Source organism: Bacillus sp. FSL M8-0063 (genome assembly GCF_038005545.1).
Lineage (GTDB): Bacteria > Bacillota > Bacilli > Bacillales > Bacillaceae_G > Bacillus_A > Bacillus_A wiedmannii.
In genome coordinates this window covers 3,698,106-3,717,952 of sequence record NZ_JBBOTJ010000001.1, presented here as the reverse complement: position 1 = coordinate 3,717,952, position 19,847 = coordinate 3,698,106, and the positions used below count along the sequence as shown (strand labels likewise).

Sequence of the window (19,847 nt, the reverse complement as noted above, 5' to 3'; positions counted from 1 at the left end):
ACAGGAAATACGTGGGTTTGACATCATAATCTCTATAACGTATCATTGATTGGGAAAATTTAGAAATATAGGAGAATGGATGAATGACTTTAAAAAAAATAGTGAATCGAGCTTACCCACTCATTGTTATGACGGTGTTTTTATCTATATTTTCAATGATAGTAAGTAAATTTTTTATCCCCAAAACAATTTTGATGAGTGGTGAATTTCCTTATCCGACTGAGGAGTATACTCCTGAAAAAGTCGGTGCTGTTATAGCGGTGACGTTGCTTTTATTTGCGCTCTTTTTTATGTATTATAAGTGGGTTATTAATAAAATGAAAAGAACACACACAAATATTATGATTACTTTAGGTAGTATAATCATTTTGATGATGGAAATATTTATTACTTCCATAGCATTTAACCCTGTTATAGGAGATTATGCCATCCTTAAACAAGGGATTGTCTCTGTGTTTAATGGAGATGATCAATTCTTAGAAATGGGACAGCTTCTATTTTATCCATATAATACACATATCGTATTATTAGGAGGATATTTTGCTAGATTGGTAGGAAGTGTAGATTTAGCGATAAAAATATTACCGATAGCCTGTATAACAGGTAGTATTATTTTAAATGTATTGATTGTAAGGAAAATTACAAACTTTAAAGTTGCTCACATATCGATCGTGTTATCTGTGCTAAACATTTTTATATATTGGCAGGCACCAGTTTTCTATACGCATACATTAGTAATATTTTTTATTTCAGCAACGATGTATACATATTTGTGCTTGAAAACGGCGGAAACAAAAAGAATGAAGATTATTTTATGGATTTTATTAGGGGGTTTCGCAGCTTGTACTTATATTATAAGACCAACCGCATTGGCTGTAGCTTTAGCGATTTTAATTGAAAATATTTTAAAGTTTCGTAAGGAATATTCTATAAAGGTGTTAAGTAGTGTTTTATTTTGTTTAATCCTTATTGTAAGTTTTAAAGGTATAACGACAAAGTTAAATCTCAGCACCGATAATGAAATTGAAAAAATTCCATTCACTCATTGGGTGAAAATGGGGCTGAACAAAGATACGTATGGTGTGTGGAATCAGGCAGATGCAGATTATATTGATGATGAAAACATAAAGAATACGAAGGATTTGAATGAACACAATAAAGAAGTTATAGTGCTGCGTTTCAGTGAACTTGGTGTAACGGGTTATGTACAACATTTAAATGAAAAAATAACTAGAGAATGGGTATCAAGTCAGTTCTCCATGTACCGTATTGGAGAATGGTTTGAGCAGAAGAATGACACGATAACTAATTACGTATCGAACTATAGTACAACGAATTATGAAATCGTTACTATATATTCGTATGTTATCAAATTATTCGTTTATGTAGCTGTTCTGGCGGCTATTATTCTTTATAAAAAGAAAGATGAAAATGAATCGGAAGTTATACGAATTGCGATGATTAGTACATTAGGAGTATTTACTTTCTTGTTACTATGGGAAACAGCTCCTCATTATACGTATGAAGCATTTGCATTTATGAATATTCCAGCTTCTTTAGGGTTGTATAAATTGTTTATGATTTTTAACAAAGAAAAAAATGCATAATTTGAGTAATTGAAACAAGTAGTAAGAACCCCCTTCTTTTATTAAAAGAGGGGGGTTTCATTTAATTGAATATAAATGTTTTGAGAAAAGATTACATGGAATCATAGTGCATCTGTTAAAGGGTTTTAGCAGGGAAGTCATCCGTGATATAATAGAAAATAATAAAAAGCCCTGCAAAACAGGACTGTATTATTCTTCGTCTTTATTTTGTTTTTCTAATTCAACTAACTTTTGAATTAAAATGTGCTGCGGCATATGCATAAGTTGTTCAAGTGGAACACCTAATGCTTTTGATAGGCGGACTGCAGTGTCTGGAGAAATTTGTAATGGTCTCATAGAAGTACCTCCTTTTTCGTATAGTATAGCATAAGATTGGGGGAGTGAGGATGACTCTTATATTTGCACATCGTGGTGCAGCGGGAACGTACCCAGAAAATACAATGATTTCATTTGAAGCGGCTGAATCTTTTAGAGCAGATGGAATTGAGCTTGATGTTCAATTAACGAAAGATGGAAAAGTTGTCGTCATTCATGATGAAACAGTGGACCGGACAACAAATGGAAAAGGTGCGGTTCGTAATTATTTATATGAGGATTTATGTAAATTAGATGCGAGCTATAAATTCGGTGATAAAGTAGGTTTTTGTAAAATACCTCTTTTAGAAGAGGTGTTAGAATGGATTGAAAAAACAGAGTTGCTACTTAATATTGAACTTAAAAATAATAAAATTCCATACAGAGGTTTAGAGGAAGAAGTTATAACGCTTGTACGGAAATGTAATCTAGAAAATCGTGTTATATTTTCTTCATTTAATCACTACAGTATGAAAAGGTGTCATATGATGGCTCCTGATATTCAAACAGCGATTTTATATCGCGAAGGTTTGCATAGTCCATGGGCATATGCGAAAAAAATGGGCGCTACAGCAGTGCATCCTAATTATCGTTATCTTCAAGAAGCCGTTGCTGAATTAACGATGGAGAGTGGTGTAGAGGTTCGCCCTTATACAATTAATGAAGAAACGCTTATGCGTAAATATTTTGATATGAATATTTCGGCGATTATTACTGATTATCCTGAAACAGCAAGAATGTTATTGCCAATAAAAAAATGAGACCGAGTGTAACGGTCTCATTTTTTATTTATAAATAGTGGGGCTTTCCTATCTTCTAAAGCGAGCTTGTACTTTATTTCGTTTACGGTCTCGGTGTAAGACGAAGCCACCAAAAATATAAAACCCGAGCGCGAAGCAAAGAGCGCCAATTAAAAATTGTAACCACAGTATAGAGAGTGGAGGAAATAGAATCCCGAATACAGTATCTCTCATTAACTTAATGCCAAACACAGCTAATGAAATAGGGATGAGTGCTAATGATAGAGCAAGGTAACGCTGCATATAAACGCTCCTTTTCAGATTATTTTGTTTATTTCAATGATGTTATATGAAAAGGGGGTTTGTCAAGAGGGGGCTGAACGAGTAAGATAAGGGTGTGAAAAATTTTGCAGAGATACTTCGAGAGGAAGTGTAATATATGAAACAAAAAGTTTTAATTGTTGGTGCAGGTGAAGGTGGCAGTACACTGCTGAATCTGTTGCAAAGTTCGAATATATTTCAAATTATAGGGATTATTGATATAAATCCGATAGCGAAGGGATTACAAATGGCTAAGGAATACGGGGTTACAATTGGAGAGAGTGTAACGCCGTTTCTTTCTATGCATATTGATGTAATGTTTGATATGACGGGTGACGATGATTTACATAAAGATTTAATAAAGAAAAAGCATAAAGATACTCTTCTTATACCAGGTGATATTGCGAAAATTGTTACGAGATTAGCACATGAGAAGGAAGGTTTAATTGGAAAGTTAGAAGAACAGACGCAGCAAGGGGATTTAATTTTAAATTCTACGCATGACGGTATGATTGTGATTGATCGAGATGGACAAGTACGCCTATTTAATAAAAGTGCAGAGCGTATTATCGGATATAAAAAAGAAGATGCGGTAGGGAAATATATTTTAGAAGTTATTCCGACTAGTAAGTTGCTTCGTATTATACGTACGAAACAAATAGAAGTAAATTATGAACTGACATTAGAGAATGAAAAGAAAATTATTACAACCCGTATTCCAATATTAAAAGAGGGAGGAGAAGTACAAGGGGCATTTGCGATTTTTAAAGATATAACAGAGGTTGTAGATCTTGCGGAAGAAGTTACAGATTTAAAGGAGATTCAAACGTTACTTGAGGCGATTATCAACTCGTCTGAGGAAGCAATTTCGGTCGTGGATGAAAAGGGAAGAGGATTAGTAATTAACCCTGCGTATACGAAATTAACAGGTTTAACGGAAGAGGACATTATTGGGAAACCGGCTACAACTGATATTGTAGAAGGTGAAAGTATGCATATGAAAGTACTTCGAACGCGTAGGGCGGTACGCGGAATACATATGAAGATTGGACAAAAGAAGCGTGATGTAATTGTAAACGTAGCGCCAGTTATAGTGGATGGGATATTGAAAGGAAGCGTTGGTGTAATTCGTGACGTATCAGAAATTCAAAAGTTAACAAATGAATTGAATAGGGCAAGGCAAATTATTCGAACGTTAGAAGCGAAATATTCATTTGATGACATTGTCGGAAATTCAGATGAAACAACGGCTGCTATTGAGCAGGCGAAACTTGGGGCGAATACACCAGCAACAGTATTGCTACGCGGAGAATCTGGAACGGGTAAAGAATTGTTTGCACATGCAATTCATAATGGAAGTAATCGAAAATATAATAAATTCGTCCGGGTAAACTGTGCTGCTATTTCCGAGACTTTATTAGAAAGTGAATTATTCGGTTATGAGGAAGGTGCATTCTCAGGAGCAAAAAGAGGCGGAAAACGAGGTTTTTTTGAGGAAGCGAATAACGGTAGTATCTTTTTAGATGAAATAGGAGAATTGTCTGCAAATACGCAAGCGAAACTCCTTCGCGTGTTGCAAGAAAAAGAAATTGTAAAAGTTGGTGGAACGAAAGCGATACCTATAAATGTCCGGGTAATTGCAGCAACACATGTGAATTTAGAAAAGGGCATTCTAGAAGGAGGGTTTAGAGAGGATTTATATTATCGATTAAATAAAATTCCAATTCAAATTCCGTCTCTTCGTCAGCGAAAAGGAGATATACCGGCAATTGCAGACAGGTTGATTCAAAAAATTAACCAAGATTATGGCCGGAATGTAGAGGGGCTCACTGATTCGGCTATTTCATATTTACAATCATATGAATGGCCAGGAAATGTGAGAGAGCTTGAAAACATTTTAGGACGAGCTATTATCTTTATGAATTATAACGAAATATATATTGATGTCCATCATTTACCACCTTTACATACAGAAGAGCAGACTGAGGTAAAACAAAATAACTTATTACCTGAATTAGAAGAAAAGCCACTTGAACATTTAGTGACAGAGTTTGAAGGGCATATCATTCATGAATGTTTAGAGAGGTTTGATGGAAATAAAACAAAAACTGCAAGAGCGTTAGGAATTTCGGTTCGAAATATATATTACAAGCTAGAAAAGTATGAGTGTGCAAAAAATAGCATGCAATAAATTGCGTACCATGCAATTTATTGCATGGTATACAAAATACGACAAAACAAGACAGAATGTTTTGTTATTTTCTAAAGTATTGATTTTACTGCATTTTGAATGCGTTTTCATTATTGGTAAGACCACTTTTGAAAGTTGGCACGGTATTTGCTTTATAAATAGACGAGGGACGACGGAAAGGGTTGATTACAAAATATGAAGTTAGAACACTTAATTGATCAAGCAGCAGGACAGCCTAAAAAAACTGTGGCTGTAGCAGTAGCTGAAGATCATGAAGTAATTGAAGCTGTAGCGAAAGCAATTAAATTACAGCTAGCTCAATTTCGTCTATATGGAAATCAAGAAAAAATAATGGGGATGCTACAAGAACATGGTTTACAAACTTCAGAACACATTGAAGTGATTGCAGCAGCGTCAAGTGCTGAGGCTGCTGAACTTTCTGTTAAAGCTGTAAGAAATGGCGAAGCAGATGTTCTTATGAAGGGAAACATCCCAACAGCAAATATTTTGAAAGCTGTATTAAATAAAGAGTGGGGACTTCGTAAAGGTAGCGTACTTTCACACGTTGCAGCATTTGAAGTTCCAAATTACGATCGTCTTATCTTTGTTACAGATGCAGCGATGAACATTGCACCTGATGTAACACAAAAAGCTGCTATTATACAGAATACTGTAGAAGTTGCCCAGGCAATAGGAATAGATTTGCCGAAGGTAGCACCAATTGCAGCGGTAGAGGTTGTTAATCCTGCGATGCAAGCGACAATTGATGCCGCGATGTTAACTCAAATGAATCGCCGCGGACAAATTAAAAATTGTGTCGTTGATGGACCACTTGCTTTAGATAATGCAGTATCACAAATTGCAGCAGAACATAAAGGCATAGTAAGTGATGTAGCAGGTAAGGCAGACATTTTACTCGTCCCAACGATTGAAGCTGGAAATGTGCTATACAAATCACTCGTATACTTTGCGGATGCAAAAGTAGGAGCTATGATTGCTGGCGCAAAAGCACCGATTGTTTTAACATCTCGTGCTGATTCAGCAGAAACAAAAGTATATTCATTAGCATTGGCAGTTACGACTGCTTCAAAATAAACCAAACAGGGTAAATCACTAGGGGGAAACGACAATGACATTAGAAATCTTCGAATACTTAGAAAAATATGATTATGAGCAAGTAGTATTTTGTCAAGATAAAGAATCTGGTTTAAAAGCAATCATTGCAATTCATGATACAACACTTGGACCAGCTCTTGGTGGAACAAGAATGTGGACATATGATTCTGAAGAAGCGGCGATTGAAGATGCATTGCGTCTTGCAAAAGGGATGACATACAAAAATGCAGCAGCTGGCTTAAACTTAGGTGGTGCGAAAACAGTAATTATCGGTGATCCACGTAAAGATAAGAGTGAAGCGATGTTCCGTGCATTAGGACGATACATTCAAGGACTAAACGGACGTTACATTACAGCTGAAGATGTTGGTACAACAGTAGATGATATGGATATTATTCACGAAGAAACTGATTTTGTAACAGGTATTTCACCATCATTCGGTTCTTCTGGTAACCCATCTCCAGTAACTGCATACGGTGTTTATCGTGGTATGAAAGCAGCTGCGAAAGAGGCTTTCGGTACTGATAATTTAGAAGGAAAAGTAATTGCTGTTCAAGGTGTTGGTAACGTAGCATATCACCTATGCAAACATTTACACGCTGAAGGAGCAAAATTAATCGTTACAGATATTAATAAAGAAGCTGTACAACGCGCGGTAGAAGAATTCGGTGCATCGGCAGTTGAGCCAAATGAAATTTACGGTGTTGAATGTGATATTTACGCACCATGTGCATTAGGCGCAACAGTTAATGACGAAACTATTCCACAACTTAAAGCAAAAGTAATCGCAGGTTCTGCAAATAACCAATTAAAAGAAAATCGTCACGGCGACATGATTCATGAAATGGGTATTGTATACGCACCAGACTATGTTATTAATGCTGGTGGTGTAATTAACGTAGCAGACGAATTATATGGATACAATAGAGAACGTGCACTAAAACGTGTTGAGTCTATTTATGACACAATTGCAAAAGTAATCGAAATTTCAAAACGTGATGGCATAGCAACTTATGTAGCAGCAGATCGTCTAGCTGAAGAGCGCATTGCAAGCTTGAAAAACTCTCGTAGCACATACTTACGCAACGGTCACGACATTATTAGCCGTCGCTAATCATTCATATATTACTTTTACAAAAGGTGTGGTTACCTCTTATGAGGTTTCCACCTCCTTTTGAATTTATTAGTGGAGGTAGCAACAGTGTCTTTAAATCGAATTCTTGTTATTAATCCGGGTAGTACATCCACAAAAATTGGTGTTTTTGATAATGAAAGACCTGTTTTAGAAGAAACTATTCGTCATGACGAAGAACAAATTGGAAAATATAAGAGAATTATCGATCAATATGAGTTTCGCAAAGAAACGATTTTAGAAGTTCTACATTCTCACGGTATTAACATTTCAAAATTAAACGCAGTTTGTGGGCGTGGGGGATTACTTCGTCCAATCGAAGGCGGAACATACACAGTAAACGATTCGATGTTAGAAGATTTAAAAAATGGGTTTAGCGGTCATCATGCTTCAAACCTTGGAGGCATTTTAGCATATGAAATCGCTTCTGGATTAAATATTCCGGCATTCATAGTAGATCCTGTCGTTGTAGATGAAATGGAGCCGATTGCTCGTATAAGCGGTATTGCTGGTATGGAACGTAAAAGTATTTTCCATGCATTAAACCAAAAAGCGGTTGCTCGTAAAGTGGCTGAAGAATTAAATCACAAATACGAGGATTTAAATTTATTAGTTACACATATGGGTGGCGGTATTACAGTTGGTGCTCATAAAAAAGGAAAAGTTATTGATGTGAATAACGGCTTAAACGGAGAAGGACCATTTAGTCCAGAGCGTGCGGGTACAGTACCGGTAGGGCAATTAGTTGAGATGTGTTTCTCTGGTGAGTATTACCGTGACGAAATGGTTAAAAAACTTGTTGGACAAGGTGGACTTGTAAGCCTAATCGGTACAAATGATGCGATCAAAGTAGAACAAATGGTTGAAAAAGGTGATCCGGAAGCAACTCTTATTTATAAAGCAATGGCATATCAAGTTGCAAAAGAGATTGGCGGAGCTAGCGCTGTACTTCACGGGAAAATCGATGCAATCGTTTTAACTGGTGGACTTGCGTACAGTAAAATTCTTGTTGATGAAATAAAAGAACGTGTTGACTGGATTGCAGATGTTATCGTACATCCAGGGGAAGATGAATTACAAGCATTAGCAGAAGGAGCACTTCGTGTATTACGTGAAGAAGAAGCACCGAAAGAGTATGTTGTACGAGAAAAACAAACAGTAGCTAGGGGTTGAGATAATGGCAAGAGAATATGATTTAGTCATCGTTGGCGGCGGTACTGGTGGATATGTTGCTGCTATTCGAGCATCACAACTAGGTTTAAAAACTGCACTTGTTGAAAAAGAAAATCTTGGTGGTACTTGTTTGCACAAAGGATGTATTCCTAGTAAAGCTCTTTTACGTAGTGCGGAAGTATACGCAACTGCTAAAAAAAGCGAAGAGTTCGGAGTTATTGCAAGTAATGTAGAACTAAACTTTGCGAAAGTGCAAGAGCGTAAAGAGAAGATTGTAACACAACTTCATAAAGGTGTTCAACACTTAATGAAACAAGGTAAAATTGATGTGTTTGAAGGTATCGGCCGTATTCTTGGCCCATCTATTTTCTCTCCAATGCCAGGGACAATTTCAGTTGAACTTGCAAGTGGAGAAGAGAATGAAATGTTAATTCCAAAAAATGTACTTGTTGCAACAGGTTCTCGTCCGAATTCATTACCAGGTTTAGAATTAGACGGAGAGTATGTAATGTCTTCCGATCATGCCCTAAGAATGGAAACGCTTCCTAGCTCAATTATTATCGTTGGTGGCGGTGTAATCGGTATTGAGTGGGCATCTATGCTTGCTGACTTCGGTGTAGAAGTTACAGTATTAGAGTATGCGAAAACGATATTACCACTAGAAGATCAGGACGTTTCAAAAGAAATGCAACGTCTATTCAAGAAAAAAGGTATTAAAGTGGTAACTGGTGCAAAAGTATTACCAGAAACATTGGTAAAAGATAATGGAGTAACAATTCAAGCTGAACATAACGGTGAGAATAAAGAATTTAAAGCAGAAAAAATGCTTGTATCTGTAGGAAGACAAGCCAATACGCAAAATATTGGTTTAGAGAATACGGATATCGTTGTGGAAAAAGGATACATTCAAACAAATGAGTTTTATCAAACGAAAGAATCTCATATTTACGCAATTGGAGATGTAATCGGTGGCTTACAACTTGCTCACGTTGCTTCTCATGAAGGAATAGTTGCAGTAGAACATATTGCTGGTAAAGAAGTTACACCAATTGATTACTCTATGGTATCAAAATGCGTATATAGCAGTCCGGAAGTTGCTTCTGTCGGTTTAACAGAGCAAGAAGCGAAAGAAAAAGGCTATAAGTTAAAAGTAGGTAAGTTCTCATTCCGTGCAATCGGAAAAGCACTTGTATACGGCGAATCAGATGGTTTCGTAAAACTTGTAGTTGATGAAGAAACAAATGACATTCTTGGTGTTCATATGATTGGACCACATGTAACAGATATGATTTCTGAAGCTGGTCTTGCAAGAGTACTTGATGCAACACCGTGGGAAGTAGCACATACAATTCATCCGCATCCATCATTATCTGAGGCGATTGGTGAAGCAGCATTAGCTGTAGATGGAAAAGCGTTGCACGCATAAAAATGTGGATTTAGGAGGTTATGAAAAATGGCAGAAGTAAAAGAAAAGCGCCATGAAGAGCTTGGCTTAAGTGATGAGCAAGTATTAGAAATGTTCCGTACGATGTTACTTGCACGTAAAATCGACGAACGTATGTGGTTATTAAACCGTGCGGGTAAAATTCCATTCGTAATTTCTTGTCAAGGACAAGAGGCTGCACAAGTTGGAGCAGCATTCGCTCTTGATAGAGAAAAAGATTATGCATTACCATACTACCGTGATATGGGTGTTGTACTAGCGTTCGGCATGACAGCTAAAGAGCTTATGTTGTCTGCTTTCGCGAAAGCTGGAGATCCAAACTCTGGTGGTCGTCAAATGCCTGGTCACTTCGGTCAAAAGAAAAATCGTATTGTGACAGGATCATCTCCAGTAACAACGCAAGTACCACATGCAGTTGGTATTGCATTAGCTGGAAAAATGGAAAAGAAAGATTTAGTAACGTTTGTTACATTTGGAGAAGGTTCTTCAAACCAAGGTGACTTCCATGAAGGGGCAAACTTTGCTGGTGTACACAAACTACCTGTTATTTTCATGTGTGAAAATAATAAATACGCAATCTCTATTCCAGTTGAAAAACAATTAGCATGTAAAAACGTATCAGATCGTGCAATTGGTTACGGTATGCCTGGATATACAATAGACGGAAACGATCCGCTTGCAGTATATAAAGCTGTAAAAGAGGCAGCAGACCGCGGCCGTCGTGGTGAAGGCCCAACTTTAATTGAAACAGTATCATATCGTTTAACAGCACATTCTAGTGACGACGATGATCGTGTTTATCGTGATAAAGAAGAAGTAGAAGAAGCAAAGAAAAAAGATTCAATCATAACATTTGCAGCTTATTTAAAAGAAGCTGGCGTGTTAACTGAGGAATTTGAAAAACAAATGTTAGACGAAATTATGCATATCGTAAATGAAGCAACAGAATATGCAGAAAATGCTCCGTATGCAGCACCTGAAGATGCATTGAAGCACGTATACGCAGAATAGGGGGGAACGTTTCATGGCTGTAATGTCTTATATTGATGCTATTACATTAGCAATGCGCGAAGAAATGGAACGCGATGAGAAAGTATTTGTTTTAGGTGAAGATGTTGGTAAAAAAGGTGGCGTATTTAAAGCGACACACGGATTATATGATCAATTTGGTGAAGATCGTGCGCTTGATGCACCGCTTGCAGAATCTGCAATTGCTGGGGTAGCAATTGGTGCGGCAATGTATGGTATGCGTCCAATCGCTGAAATGCAGTTTGCTGATTTCATCATGCCAGCAGTAAACCAAATTGTTTCTGAGGCAGCAAAAATTCGTTATCGTTCTAATAACGATTGGACTTGTCCAGTTACAATTCGTGCGCCATTTGGCGGCGGTGTTCACGGTGCATTGTATCATTCACAATCTGTGGAAGCGATGTTTGCGAACCAACCAGGTTTAAAAATTGTTATTCCTTCTACACCATATGATGCAAAAGGTTTATTAAAAGCAGCAATTCGTGATGAAGATCCAGTATTATTCTTTGAGCATAAGCGTGCATATCGCTTAATTAAAGGTGAAGTGCCAGAGGATGATTACGTATTACCAATCGGAAAAGCAGATGTAAAACGCGAAGGTGATGATATTACTGTTATCACGTACGGATTATGTGTTCACTTTGCTCTTCAAGCAGCTGAAAAGTTAGCGCAAGATGGCATCTCGGCACATGTTCTTGATTTACGTACTGTATATCCATTAGATAAAGAAGCAATCATTGAAGCAGCTTCTAAAACAGGTAAAGTTCTTCTTGTAACAGAAGACAATAAAGAAGGAAGTATTATAAGTGAAGTGGCAGCAATTATTGCTGAAAACTGTCTGTTTGATTTAGATGCGCCAATCGCACGTCTTGCAGGTCCAGACGTTCCAGCAATGCCATATGCACCAACAATGGAAAAATTCTTTATGGTAAATCCAGATAAAGTTGAAAAAGCAATGCGTGAACTTGCGGAATTTTAATCGGGGGGACTATACATGGCTGTAGAAAATATCACAATGCCTCAGCTCGGGGAGAGCGTTACAGAGGGTACAATTAGTAAATGGCTCGTTAATGTTGGCGATCACGTAAACAAGTATGATCCGCTTGCAGAAGTAATGACTGATAAAGTAAATGCTGAAGTACCATCTTCTTTCACTGGTATTGTGAAAGAATTAATCGCTGGTGAAGGTGAGACGTTAGCTGTAGGTGAAGTAGTTTGTGTTATTCAAGTAGAAGGCGCAGATGAAGTAGCAGCGACAGCTGTTGAGGAAAAAACAAAAGAAGAACCAAAGGCAGAAGTAGCTACGCCTGAAAAAGCACCGAAAGCAAAACAACCAACTGATGGAAAACCACGTTTTTCACCAGCTGTTTTAAAACTTGCAGGTGAGCATAATGTTGATTTAGAATTAGTAGAAGGTACGGGAGCAAATGGCCGTATCACTCGTAAAGATATTTTAAAGCTAGTGGAATCTGGAAATATTCCGCAAGCAGGTGCGAAGAAAGAGGAAGCGGTAGCAGCAGTAGTAGAAGCGCGTCCAGAAGCACCAAAAGCAGCGCCGGTAGCACAAAAAGTAGAAGCTGCAAAACCAGTTTCTGTACCAACAATGCCTGGCGATATCGAAATTCCAGTAACAGGTGTGCGTAAAGCAATTGCAGCGAACATGTTACGTAGTAAACACGAAGCGCCACATGCTTGGATGATGATTGAAGTAGATGTGACAAACCTAGTGTCATACCGTAATTCAATTAAAGGTGATTTCAAAAAGCGCGAAGGCTTTAATTTAACGTTCTTTGCTTTCTTCGTAAAAGCAGTAGCGCAAGCGTTAAAAGAGTATCCTCAAATCAATTCAATGTGGGCTGGGGATAAGATCGTTCAGAAGAAAGATATTAACCTTTCTATCGCTGTTGCAACAGAGGACGAACTATTTGTACCAGTAATTAAACATGCGGATGAGAAGACGATTAAAGGTATCGCTCGTGAAATTACAGAGCTTGCAGGAAAAGTACGTACGAAATCGTTAAAAGCGGACGAAATGCAAGGTGGAACATTTACAATTAATAACACAGGATCATTCGGTTCTGTTCAATCTATGGGTATTATTAATTACCCACAAGCGGCTATTTTACAAGTTGAATCAATTGTAAAACGCCCAGTAATTATGGATAATGGTATGTTCGGTGCTCGCGACATGGTCAACTTATGTTTATCACTTGATCACCGTGTACTAGATGGCTTAATTTGTGGTAAGTTCTTAGGACGTGTAAAAGAAATTTTAGAAAATACGTCAGAAAATAATACATCTGTATATTAATAAAAAGCTCGCTTATGCGAGCTTTTTATCATCTTATTTCTTCATCTACATCCTACTATATGTATAATATCTTTCCCAGTAATCTTACAATGAACGATTATGTATTAGGAATTTATGAAAATACATTGCTGATATATGGTATATGGATATAAAATAAGAAAAGAATAATTTTTTTGGCAAATCTTACTGACGAAACTGTAGTATAATATATTGTATTGTATGAAAAAGAGAGTTATTCTATATAAGTGTTTTATAGATAATGTGTAATCAGTCGTCAAAACATGAAGAATGTTGACTCCTGGTTTTTTATTTTGCTGTAACAATGTTTCAGGAGGATGTCATGAAAAGAAGTACCGAGTTTCTAAAAAGTTTAGATGTAAAATTAATATTAATTTTGTTAGCATTATGTGTTACGAGTATAGCTGCTATATATAGCAGTCAGCAAACTGGCCAATATGGAGAGGCAAACTTTGCGATGAAACAGGGTTTGAACTACATAATTGGAGTTGTATTGTTATTGCTTGTTGCAAGCATCGACTTAGATCAATTACAAAAATTGTCTTGGCCACTTTATATCGTCGGATTTGGTTCACTTATTCTTTTGAAAATACTACCGGTTTCCACTTTCACACCTGAAAAATTAGGTGCAAAAAGATGGTTTGTATTTCCGTTAGTTGGACAAATTCAACCATCTGAGTTTTTCAAAATTTCATTGCTTCTCGTAGTAGCAAGTATAGCAGTGAAACATAATGCACAGTATATGGCAAGGACATTCCAAACGGATTTACAATTAGTAGGTAAAATTGTGCTAGTATCCCTCCCGCCTATGGCTGTTGTATATAGCCAACCGGATACAGGGATGGTGTTCTTATATGCTGCTGCAATTGCATGTATTTTATTTATGTCAGGTATTCAGAAGAAATTAATAGCGTTATGTACAGTTATTCCAGTCACCATATTATCTGCGTTAATATTTATTTACGTAAGGTATGAAGATTTCTTCTTTAATAAGTTAGTTACGTTACTAAAACCTCACCAACAATCACGTATTTTAGGTTGGTTAGATCCATTCGAACATACAGATCAAGGTTATCAAACACAGCAATCGATTTTAGCTGTAGGTAGTGGCGGTATGGAAGGGAAAGGATTTGGCGAAGGGAACGTCTATATCCCTGAGAAGCATACTGACTTTATTTTTGCTACAATTGCCGAAGAAGGTGGATTTATCGTAGCAGCGTTAGTTGTATTCTTGTTCCTATTACTACTATATAGAACAATTATTATCGGTTATTCTGCTGATAATTTATTCGGTACATTATTATGTGCTGGATCAATTGGAATATTAACGGTTCAAATATTCCAAAACATCGGTATGATCGTTGGATTAATGCCTGTAAAAGGGATTGCATTACCTTTCTTATCATATGGAGGAAGTTCCTTATTCTCAAATATGATTATGATGGGTCTTATATTATCGGTACGGAAAACGTATAAAAAGTATATGTTTTCTGTTAAATAAAAAAGCTGGTTCGTGTAAAAACGAACCAGCTTTTTTACATATATGCTCTTAAACGTTGCAAACTAAAACAGAATAGCAGTTTGAGATGGGTAAGGAGTGCAAAGTGATGCATATGCATATTTTTGAAGGGGCACGGCATCTTTCTAATAGTGAATGGGTTATTCGGGCTATTATAGCATACATATTTTTAACATTAGTTGCGAAAGCGATGGGGCAAAGGTCCATCGCGCAACTTCGTTTTTTAGATGTTGTATTAGTATTATTGCTTGGTGGGAATATTTCTAATGCATTATCTGATGAAAAAGTGGGGTTACTCGGCTCAATGATTACAACGTTCATACTCGTTGTACTTCACATTATAAGCTCAGTCTTAATGTTGAAATGGGATAGATGGAGACGCTTTTTAGAGCCAGCACCTATTATTCTTATACACAATGGTTCCATTGATTTTAGCAATTTGAAAAAAGCGAGAATTACGGTGGAATATTTATTTGCGGAACTTCGTATGCGAAATGTGAGCGATATTCAAACGATTAAATTAGCATTGTGGGAAGCGAATGGTGTTGTTTCTATATTTCAGTATCCAGAGTATGAAGCAGTTTCGCGGCTTGATCTGAAAGTGGCGGGAAAAAGATCTCCAGTTTCTTTTGTATTAGTAAAGGATGGGAAGATTCAGAAAGATGTTCTTGCTTTATTAGGAAAAACAGAAGAGTGGGCGAGAGAATTTCTAGAGAAGAGTGCAGAAGTCAAATCCATTATGTTAGCTACAGTAGATGAAGCACATAAAATAAATATTTTGTTAAAAAAATGAAAAATATACGCATTTTGTCGTTTCATACATATGATACAATAGTGTGGACAACGAAAAAGGAGGCGATACGATGGGATATGTAGAAGAATTACGAAAAATAGTTGGTCATCGCCCTTTAATTTTAGTTGGTGCTGTTGTACTCGTTATAAATGAAAATGGAGATGTTTTATTGCAACAAAGAACAGAGCCTTACGGAAAGTGGGGGCTGCCTGGTGGGTTAATGGAGCTTGGTGAATCACCAGAAGAAACAGCTGGCCGTGAAGTATATGAAGAGACAGGAATAGAAGTGAAGAACTTGCGATTAATTAATATATTTTCTGGAGCGAACTATTTTACAAAACTAGCAAATGGTGATGAGTTTCAATCTGTCACAACAGCTTATTATACGGATGAATACGAAGGGGAGCTTGTTATGAATAAAGAAGAAGCCGTTCAGCTTACATTCTTCCCACTAACAGAACTACCTGACTATATTGTAGGGTCGCATAAAAAAATGATTGGCGAATATATGAAGATTATGGAAAAAGAGATATAATAATAGTGAAAGAAATACAAAAACACAGTTCTGGTTGGTAGTCCAGACGCATGATTACGTGTCAGTAACCTTCCCCTCCGGGATGTCCCGTATTTCTAATTTTTTTAAAGGAGGGGCTGTCAATGGATTTGACAGTATATCACGATGGTCAATTTTTCGTAGGAATTATTACGCATAAAGAAACAGGGAAATTGTATGGAGCGAGGTATATTTTTGGAACGGAGCCGTCAGACGAAGAAATACTTATATTTGTGACTGGTCCAATGTTAGCCTATTTTCAGCACTTTGCAAGATGTGGTGTGGAAGTGAAAGAAAAACAGCGTCCCAAAAATATAAAGCGTATCATACGAGAAGCAGCAAAAGAAGTAAATATAAACCGTTTTACTAAGGCGCAAGAGGCAATTAGCTTATCTTATGAATTGCATAAACAAGAAAAGAAAGTGCAATCTAAGGAGAAGCGAGAAGCTGAAAAACAAAGAAGACGTTTAATCAAAGTACAAAAAGCAAAGCAAAAGCATCGTGGCCATTAAGAAAAGGTGTTAGAGCAAGAGCTCTAACACCTTTTCTATACCCAAATACAAGTAAACTTACTTGTATTTCATAAACATTAACTGGTAAGATACAAATAGGTAGTTTTAGAGGAGGGAAAAGATTGATTAATTTTAACTTTTTTATGAATGATGTTGTCCGCCAAGCACGTGAAGAGATTGTCTCTGCTGGATATACAGAATTGACGACGCCGGAAGCAGTAGAAGAAGCGTTTAAAAGAAATGGAACAACACTTGTAATGGTAAACTCTGTATGTGGTTGTGCAGGTGGTATTGCTCGTCCTGCTGCTGCGCATTCCGTACATTATGATAAACGTCCTAACCATCTTGTAACGGTGTTTGCAGGTCAAGATAAAGAAGCAACAGCAAGAGCTCGTGAATATTTCGAAGGGTATCCACCTTCTTCACCATCATTTGCTTTATTAAAAGATGGGAAAATTGTAACGATGGTAGAACGTCATGAAATTGAAGGTCATGAACCAATGCAAGTTATTGCAAAACTACAATCTTATTTCGAAGAGAATTGTGAAGAACTATAAATATAAGCGAAAAGGCGGTACGTCCACAATGAAGTGGATGTACCGCCTTTTTTATTTAGTATTAAAATTTATGGGATATGCATAGTTATGTTGTTTTATGCATTATTTTATACATTGTAAACGGTATTAATATTGTTATTTTATTTATTTTTATTTTATATATTGCATAAAAATTAAAGTGCTGATACAATACAAACATCGAATAAATATTCTATTAAACTTTTAAATATACATTATTAGGGGGAAGAAAGATGAAGAAGTTATTATCAATATCGTTTGCACTTATTTTAATTGTAAGTATGTTCAGTGCTTGTAGTAATGGGGAAGAAAAGGCTACTGGAAAAAATAAGAAAGTACTGGTTATGGGGACTTCAGCAGATTATAAACCATATGAATACGTAGAAGCTTCAAAAAGTGATGAAATTATCGGCTTTGATGTTGATGTTGCTAAATATATCGGAAAAGAACTTGGTTATGAAGTGAAAGTGAAAGATATGGATTTTGGTGGTTTATTAGCATCTCTTAGCTCAGGAAAAGTTGATTTCGTAATGGCAGGTATGACGCCAACGGCAGAGCGTAAAAATAATGTTGATTTCACAGACATATATTTTGTTGCGAAAAACATGGTCGTTTCTAAAAAAGATTCTAATATTCAATCTGTAGAGGATTTAAAAGGGAAAAAAGTAGGGGTACAAACAGGATCTATCCAAGAAGAGAAAGCAGCAGAATTTAAGAAACAAGTAGATTTCAAAGTTGAGGGACGTGACCGTATACCAGAGATCGTACAAGAAATTAAAGCTGGTCGTTTTGACGCTGCAATTATAGAAGACACAGTTGCTAAAAATTATTTAGAAAAAATGAAAGAATTACAAGGAATTGAAATTAAAGAAGCACCAGAAGAAGTAGGAGCAGCAATTGCCCTTCCGAAAAACAGTGATAAAACAGCAGAATTTAATAAAGTAATTAAAAAAATGCAAGAAAATGGAGAAATGGATAAATTAGTGAAGAAATGGTTTGGCAGCGAAAAATAAGCTGCTTTTCACTTTTCTGTGAGGGGAATGAAAAGAATGAACTTAGATTTTTCGGCGATTACGCCTTCGATACCATATATACTAAAAGGCCTAGAAGTTACTTTAAAAATTGTAGCAGTATCAGCGTTAGTGGGGTTTATTTTAGGAACGTTATTAGCGCTTTGCAAAATTGCTAGAATACGAGCATTAAATATAGCGGCAGATTTTTATACATCAATTTTCCGTGGTACACCACTTGTATTGCAATTAATGATTATTTATTTCGGTGTCCCGCAAATAATTGGTTATGAAATACCAGCATTCGTAGCAGCTGTATTAGCATTTAGCTTAAATTCAGGTGCATATATGTCAGAGGTAATTCGTGCCGGCATTCAAGCGGTTGATAAAGGACAAACAGAAGCAGCTATGGCTTTAGGGATTCCTTACGGGAAAATGATGCGAAATATCATTTTCCCTCAAGCATTAAAAAATATATTACCAGCGCTTGTGAACGAGTTTGCGACACTTACGAAAGAATCGGCTGTAGTAACAGTAATAGGAGCGACCGATTTAATGCGCCGTGCTTACATTGTAGGCGGTGAGACGTTTAAATATCTTGAGCCATTACTTTTTGTTGGACTCATTTATTATATGTTAGTCATTATTCTTACATTAGTCGGGAAGGCAATTGAAGGGAGAATGAAGAAAAGTGATTAAAATTGAAAACCTTCATAAATCATTTGGAAAAAACGAAGTATTAAAAGGGATTACAACAACGATTGAAAAAGGGGAAGTAGTAGCAATTATTGGACCGTCTGGATCAGGGAAATCAACATTTTTACGTTGTATGAATGTGCTAGAAGCACCGACAAATGGTCACATTTGGATTGGAACGGAAGAAGTAACGAATTCGAAAACGAATATTATGCACGTTCGTGAAAATGTCGGAATGGTATTTCAGCATTTTCACCTATTTCCTCATATGACTGTATTAGAAAATATTACGTATGCTCCTATCAATGTAAAAGGAGTAACGAAGCAAGAAGCTGACAAGAAAGCCGAGAAACTTTTAGAAAAGGTCGGTTTATTAGATAAAAAAGATACGTATCCCAATCGTCTTTCGGGAGGACAAAAGCAACGTGTAGCAATTGCGAGAGCGTTAGCGATGGAACCAGAAGTTATGTTATTTGATGAACCAACATCGGCACTAGATCCAGAGATGGTAAAAGAAGTGTTAGAAGTTATGAAATCATTAGTTACGACAGGAATGACAATGGTGATTGTTACACATGAAATGGGATTTGCAAAAGAAGTAGCAGATCGTGTTCTCTTTTTAGATGGTGGAAAGCTTGTAGAAGATAGTGCGCCAGCAGAATTTTTTGTAGCACCGAAAAGTGAACGTGCGCAACAATTTTTACAAAAAATATTGTAATATGTAAAGGTTGCGTGAATAATAAGTAGAAAAGG

Annotated in this window: 20 protein-coding genes; 18 read left to right on the top strand and 2 right to left on the bottom strand. The window is 36.6% G+C overall.

The genetic code is table 11. The annotated features are described in order from the left end of the window. Positions 1 to 83 precede the first annotated feature (83 nt). Positions 84 to 1,607 (top strand): hypothetical protein, encoded by a 1,524-nt coding sequence (locus tag MKX31_RS18835; RefSeq protein WP_262762978.1) that lies wholly within the window; start codon positions 84 to 86, stop codon positions 1,605 to 1,607. A gap of 189 nt (positions 1,608 to 1,796) precedes the next feature. Here the strand turns inward: MKX31_RS18835 and MKX31_RS18830 are convergent, their stop codons facing one another. Then, complete coding sequence (locus MKX31_RS18830) at positions 1,797 to 1,943, bottom strand: YycC family protein (protein ID WP_001247671.1); 147 nt, start codon at positions 1,941 to 1,943, stop codon at positions 1,797 to 1,799. A gap of 50 nt (positions 1,944 to 1,993) precedes the next feature. On the opposite strand from MKX31_RS18830, the gene MKX31_RS18825 reads away from it, so the two are divergent. Beyond that, positions 1,994 to 2,722, top strand: coding sequence for a glycerophosphodiester phosphodiesterase (locus MKX31_RS18825; RefSeq protein ID WP_088048130.1), 729 nt, complete (start codon positions 1,994 to 1,996; stop codon positions 2,720 to 2,722). 48 nt (positions 2,723 to 2,770) lie between these two features. Here MKX31_RS18825 and MKX31_RS18820 read toward each other — a convergent pair whose 3' ends face one another. Continuing rightward, positions 2,771 to 3,004: a DUF2627 domain-containing protein gene (locus tag MKX31_RS18820; RefSeq protein WP_064474833.1), complete on the bottom strand. Its 234-nt coding sequence runs from the start codon at positions 3,002 to 3,004 to the stop codon at positions 2,771 to 2,773. Positions 3,005 to 3,140: 136 nt separating this feature from the next. On the opposite strand from MKX31_RS18820, the gene MKX31_RS18815 reads away from it, so the two are divergent. The 16 genes from MKX31_RS18815 (at position 3,141) to MKX31_RS18740 (ending at position 19,812) form a co-directional block, all read left to right on the top strand. Beyond that, positions 3,141 to 5,213, top strand: coding sequence for a sigma-54-dependent Fis family transcriptional regulator (locus MKX31_RS18815; protein WP_340981398.1), 2,073 nt, complete (start codon positions 3,141 to 3,143; stop codon positions 5,211 to 5,213). Positions 5,214 to 5,408: 195 nt separating this feature from the next. Further along, a complete protein-coding gene (yqiS, locus tag MKX31_RS18810) occupies positions 5,409 to 6,308 on the top strand; it encodes a phosphate butyryltransferase (protein ID WP_088048131.1) in 900 nt (299 codons plus the stop codon). Between the two features lie 34 nt (positions 6,309 to 6,342). Continuing rightward, a complete protein-coding gene (locus MKX31_RS18805) occupies positions 6,343 to 7,443 on the top strand; it encodes a leucine dehydrogenase (RefSeq protein ID WP_000171359.1) in 1,101 nt (366 codons plus the stop codon). Positions 7,444 to 7,530: 87 nt separating this feature from the next. After that, a complete protein-coding gene (buk, locus tag MKX31_RS18800; RefSeq protein ID WP_000056195.1) occupies positions 7,531 to 8,634 on the top strand; it encodes a butyrate kinase in 1,104 nt (367 codons plus the stop codon). Between the two features lie 4 nt (positions 8,635 to 8,638). After that, positions 8,639 to 10,060, top strand: coding sequence for a dihydrolipoyl dehydrogenase (gene lpdA, locus MKX31_RS18795; RefSeq protein WP_088048132.1), 1,422 nt, complete (start codon positions 8,639 to 8,641; stop codon positions 10,058 to 10,060). 27 nt (positions 10,061 to 10,087) lie between these two features. Further along, entirely contained in the window at positions 10,088 to 11,089 is a 1,002-nt protein-coding gene (gene bfmBAA / locus MKX31_RS18790) for a 3-methyl-2-oxobutanoate dehydrogenase subunit alpha (protein WP_000852549.1), read from the top strand. A 13-nt stretch (positions 11,090 to 11,102) separates the two neighbouring features. Further along, positions 11,103 to 12,086 (top strand): 3-methyl-2-oxobutanoate dehydrogenase subunit beta, encoded by a 984-nt coding sequence (gene bfmBAB, locus MKX31_RS18785; RefSeq protein WP_000290073.1) that lies wholly within the window; start codon positions 11,103 to 11,105, stop codon positions 12,084 to 12,086. A 15-nt stretch (positions 12,087 to 12,101) separates the two neighbouring features. Continuing rightward, a complete protein-coding gene (locus MKX31_RS18780; protein ID WP_340981397.1) occupies positions 12,102 to 13,418 on the top strand; it encodes a dihydrolipoamide acetyltransferase family protein in 1,317 nt (438 codons plus the stop codon). A gap of 340 nt (positions 13,419 to 13,758) precedes the next feature. Further along, positions 13,759 to 14,937: an FtsW/RodA/SpoVE family cell cycle protein gene (locus MKX31_RS18775; protein WP_000831201.1), complete on the top strand. Its 1,179-nt coding sequence runs from the start codon at positions 13,759 to 13,761 to the stop codon at positions 14,935 to 14,937. Between the two features lie 106 nt (positions 14,938 to 15,043). Then, complete coding sequence (locus MKX31_RS18770) at positions 15,044 to 15,748, top strand: DUF421 domain-containing protein (RefSeq protein WP_064474838.1); 705 nt, start codon at positions 15,044 to 15,046, stop codon at positions 15,746 to 15,748. A 70-nt stretch (positions 15,749 to 15,818) separates the two neighbouring features. Then, positions 15,819 to 16,283: an NUDIX hydrolase gene (locus MKX31_RS18765; protein ID WP_064474839.1), complete on the top strand. Its 465-nt coding sequence runs from the start codon at positions 15,819 to 15,821 to the stop codon at positions 16,281 to 16,283. Between the two features lie 122 nt (positions 16,284 to 16,405). Beyond that, on the top strand, positions 16,406 to 16,813 hold the full coding sequence (locus MKX31_RS18760; protein WP_064474840.1) for a YjdF family protein: 408 nt from the start codon (positions 16,406 to 16,408) through the stop codon (positions 16,811 to 16,813). A 143-nt stretch (positions 16,814 to 16,956) separates the two neighbouring features. Continuing rightward, positions 16,957 to 17,370 carry a BrxA/BrxB family bacilliredoxin gene (locus MKX31_RS18755; protein ID WP_001979317.1) on the top strand — a complete coding sequence of 138 codons (414 nt, stop codon included), beginning with the start codon at positions 16,957 to 16,959 and terminating at the stop codon, positions 17,368 to 17,370. Positions 17,371 to 17,621: 251 nt separating this feature from the next. Next, positions 17,622 to 18,401 (top strand): transporter substrate-binding domain-containing protein, encoded by a 780-nt coding sequence (locus tag MKX31_RS18750; protein WP_000735475.1) that lies wholly within the window; start codon positions 17,622 to 17,624, stop codon positions 18,399 to 18,401. A 36-nt stretch (positions 18,402 to 18,437) separates the two neighbouring features. Beyond that, positions 18,438 to 19,097 (top strand): amino acid ABC transporter permease, encoded by a 660-nt coding sequence (locus MKX31_RS18745; protein WP_001046922.1) that lies wholly within the window; start codon positions 18,438 to 18,440, stop codon positions 19,095 to 19,097. Then, positions 19,090 to 19,812, top strand: a complete 723-nt coding sequence (locus MKX31_RS18740; protein ID WP_088048135.1) for an amino acid ABC transporter ATP-binding protein — start codon at positions 19,090 to 19,092, stop codon at positions 19,810 to 19,812. Before MKX31_RS18745 ends, MKX31_RS18740 begins: the two co-directional genes overlap by 8 nt. Positions 19,813 to 19,847 lie beyond the last annotated feature (35 nt).